Here is a 3,305-nt window from a genome sequence, read left to right on the forward strand (position 1 = left end):
ACCATTCGTGCCAACACTCATAAAAAATGGTAAACTAGTAAAGGATGAAACAGTTACCCAGATACATAAACTAGCGACAAAAACGAAATCTGGTGCACATTATGTCTATAATGAAGTAAAAGGTGGAATGCATGTTCTCTTACAAAATCAGAACATGAACTTTGCGTTTGCTGGGGCAGATGGTGTAAAACCACTTCTATCCAATGTGATGAATTCGAAGGAAATTAGTAAGAGGATTGAAAAAGTTGGGGGAGTTATTACTAAGGGTACAATTAAAGATGTTAAGAATTATAGAAAGACATTTTTTGATGAATACCCTGAGCTTGAAGGAAGTGTTGTAGTTCATCATGCTATTGAGCAACAAGTTCTAAAAAAATACCCTGAACTGTTTACACTTGAGGAAATTCATGCTCTAGAAAATCTTAGAGGAATACCCAAAGAAATAAACAGTGATCTTCACTTATCTAAAATAAGAAAAGATTGGAATAGATTTTATAGAAATCACCCAAATCCTACAAAAGAGGAAATAATAAATTATATGATCAAATTAGATAAAAAATATGGAGAAAACTTTAACCCACCAGTTAAAAGGTGAGTTTAAGTAGGAAGGACGATAATTAATGATATTGTATTTTTTAGAGCCAGAAGTATCTGGTGGTCATGGTGAACAAACAATTTATGGGACAGAAGAATATGTTAAAAAAAAGGGTATATCAGGGAAAATAAAGTTCTTGCATTATGAGTTTGAGGGGTGGCTAGGAGATGACCTTTTAGAGTCAACACCAGCTTTTATAGTATCAAGCTATCTTGAAAAAGAATTGAAAAAGAGTGAATTTAAAGACTTTAAATTAGAAGAATGTCTTATAACTAAGTCAGAGGTATTTTTGGAACTGTATCCAAATAAAGAAATCCCTTCATTTATAAGATTTATACCGCTTGGAACAGTTGAAGTAGAGGGAGAAAAATTCAATAATTGGTCCGGACACCATTTTTGCCTATCGCCAAAAGGAGAGTTGGTAGTAACCCAAAAGGCTTTAGACTTTTTAAAGAAGTTTTCAATTAATAATTGTGATATTACAAGCCTAACACAAGCTTAACTTTGATACCTTAGAGGAATTATCCTCTAAGGTATTTTTATAATGAGGAGTTGGAATCTTGAATGAATAAAGAGGAATTAACCAATTTTATTAAGAGAGATATGGAATCAGATGATTTTACTGGAGGAGTAGATGACAAACAAATTGATTATGTTCAAGATACCCTAAAGTTAAAATTGCCAGAAAGTTATAAGTGGTTTTTAAAAAATTATGGTTCTGGTGGGTTATTTGGAGTTGATATTTTAGGAGTGGCTAAGTCGAATAGAACTCCTGTTGTTGTTAACACAAAGAGATATAGAGATTTAGGATTGGAAAAAGATTTGGTAGTTATCGAAAATGCTGGAGAATATGTTTATTGTCTATATACCAGCGAAATGGAGAATAATGAGTGCCCAGTAATAGCGTGGAATAGACTAGGGGGACTTGATGACTACATAACAGCAAAGAATTTTTATGAGTTTTTATCACAAAGGTTATTGGATGCAAAAGAAGCATGGGAAGAAGATTTTTAAAGATAGATAAATAGAATGTATTTATAAAAGAGATTAAAGAAAATCAAAAACTCTTGGTAGTTGTACAATCAAGGATTTGTATAATGATATTTTATTATGAAAAATTGTACTATAATTAGGCTAGATGACATTTTAATCTAATGAAGTATGGTTAAAGGGAACAAGCCAAAAAATTACGAAATTAAACAGGATTGTTGGTTTAAAGGTTGAAATAGTAATAAAATATTTTTTTATAGCCCACAATAAAGCACTTGATTGCCTATAAAGTAACAGGTGCTTTTTGTTTTTTTATGTGATATTTATGCATGGATAGCATGAATGATGTTTTACTGAAATTCATAGTAGTTATTTAGTTTACTAACTTTCAGCTAGACTCCATGCCAGTTATTCACCTAGTTACTGTATCGGCATTAATAGCTGAAATAGGTGATGTAAGACGTTTTCTAAATGCCAATAAATCAGCATGCTTTGCGGAGAGTGTGCCATTTTACTTTGGGTAAACAGGGAAAGATAAGGAACAAAAAAGCAAAGAAGGCAATTGGGCGCTGCACACTTTATTTTATAACCTCGCAGTTCAGCTACAAAGAAGAAAAGAGAAGATACCATTCAAGCAGTAGATTCGTTGGATCAACAATTATTAGAAGAATATAAGGTATCAGAAAGTGCCGAATTTCACATCGGAGCTCTTTTTCAACAATTGCTAGAAGCAACAGTACAAGGCAACACAATTTCTCCTATTCACTTTGATGCACAAGCATATAAAGCGAGTGAAGCATATCAACTAACTGATGAAGTAAAGCAATATGCAGATGACTACCTTACTAGTGTTGGTACGCTGCCTGTCTATGATTAAGTAAAAGTTGGAATACTAGATCTCCTTGATCAGAATAAATTAGCGAGTAGAAGATAATAAAAATTCTGGAGGGAATGTTTTGGATAAAAAAAGTATAAACAAAGCAATAAGGAATGCTATTAAATTGGGGGATATTAAGGAAGTTCAGCAATTAATAGGTGATGATAAAGAAATATTAAATACAATGACTGCATTCGGTACTTGGTTACACATAGCTGCAAAGCATGGACACTTTGAAATAGTTAAATTTCTAATTGATAAAGGTATAGATATTGATGCTAAAGGCGGTACTTTTGATGCTTCTGCATTAAATTTGGCAGCAGGAGCAGGACAATTGGAAATAGTAAAATATTTAATAGAGTCTGGCGCAGAATTAGATGAGAGCTTAGCAAAAAGAAATCCATTGTTTGGAGCAATTTATGGTGGGCATAAAGAAGTAGTTGAGTTATTAGTTGATTCTGGTATAGATATTTCAATACGATATAGTGGAGAAAATATGAGGAATATGGATGCGTATGAATATGCTAAAGAATTTGGTCAAACTCAAATTGCTGAGTATTTGAAGCAAAAGTTAGATGAGAGAAAATAAGAAAAAGAACAACAATTCAATACTAATTTTCTTGTTATACAATTTTAAAGTTCACAGTAAAGCACTTGATTGTCCAAAAAGACAACAAGTGCTTTTTGTATTAAATTTTATGCTTAAAATCAAAGGGTTTTTTCAGGTCTAAATTGACCTGGCTGAAGCCTTGCTCCGTTAATCGACATGCAAATTGCTTTTTTAAATGGTGTGTCAGGAGCAGTAGCGGATGTTGACTTATCAGGTGACACAGTTGTAGACAG

The 3,305-nt window shown here is 32.6% G+C and carries 4 protein-coding genes and 2 pseudogenes; all 6 read left to right on the plus strand.

All coding sequences use genetic code 11. The features are described 5' to 3' along the window. A pseudogene (locus tag AC4GZ8_RS26205) lies at positions 1–595 on the plus strand (hypothetical protein); the annotation flags it as partial. 25 nt (positions 596–620) lie between these two features. Next, positions 621–1,097 (plus strand): hypothetical protein, encoded by a 477-nt coding sequence (locus tag AC4GZ8_RS26210; protein ID WP_491084818.1) that lies wholly within the window; start codon positions 621–623, stop codon positions 1,095–1,097. Positions 1,098–1,159: 62 nt separating this feature from the next. Further along, complete coding sequence (locus AC4GZ8_RS26215; RefSeq protein ID WP_491084819.1) at positions 1,160–1,609, plus strand: SMI1/KNR4 family protein; 450 nt, start codon at positions 1,160–1,162, stop codon at positions 1,607–1,609. 359 nt (positions 1,610–1,968) lie between these two features. Continuing rightward, a pseudogene (locus tag AC4GZ8_RS26220) lies at positions 1,969–2,187 on the plus strand (transposase); the annotation flags it as partial. Positions 2,188–2,231: 44 nt separating this feature from the next. Then, a complete protein-coding gene (locus AC4GZ8_RS26225) occupies positions 2,232–2,462 on the plus strand; it encodes a hypothetical protein (protein WP_491084820.1) in 231 nt (76 codons plus the stop codon). A gap of 79 nt (positions 2,463–2,541) precedes the next feature. After that, positions 2,542–3,051 (plus strand): ankyrin repeat domain-containing protein, encoded by a 510-nt coding sequence (locus AC4GZ8_RS26230; RefSeq protein ID WP_491084821.1) that lies wholly within the window; start codon positions 2,542–2,544, stop codon positions 3,049–3,051. Positions 3,052–3,305 lie beyond the last annotated feature (254 nt).

This window comes from Metabacillus sp. RB-C-LZQ-3-1 (assembly GCF_058315175.1).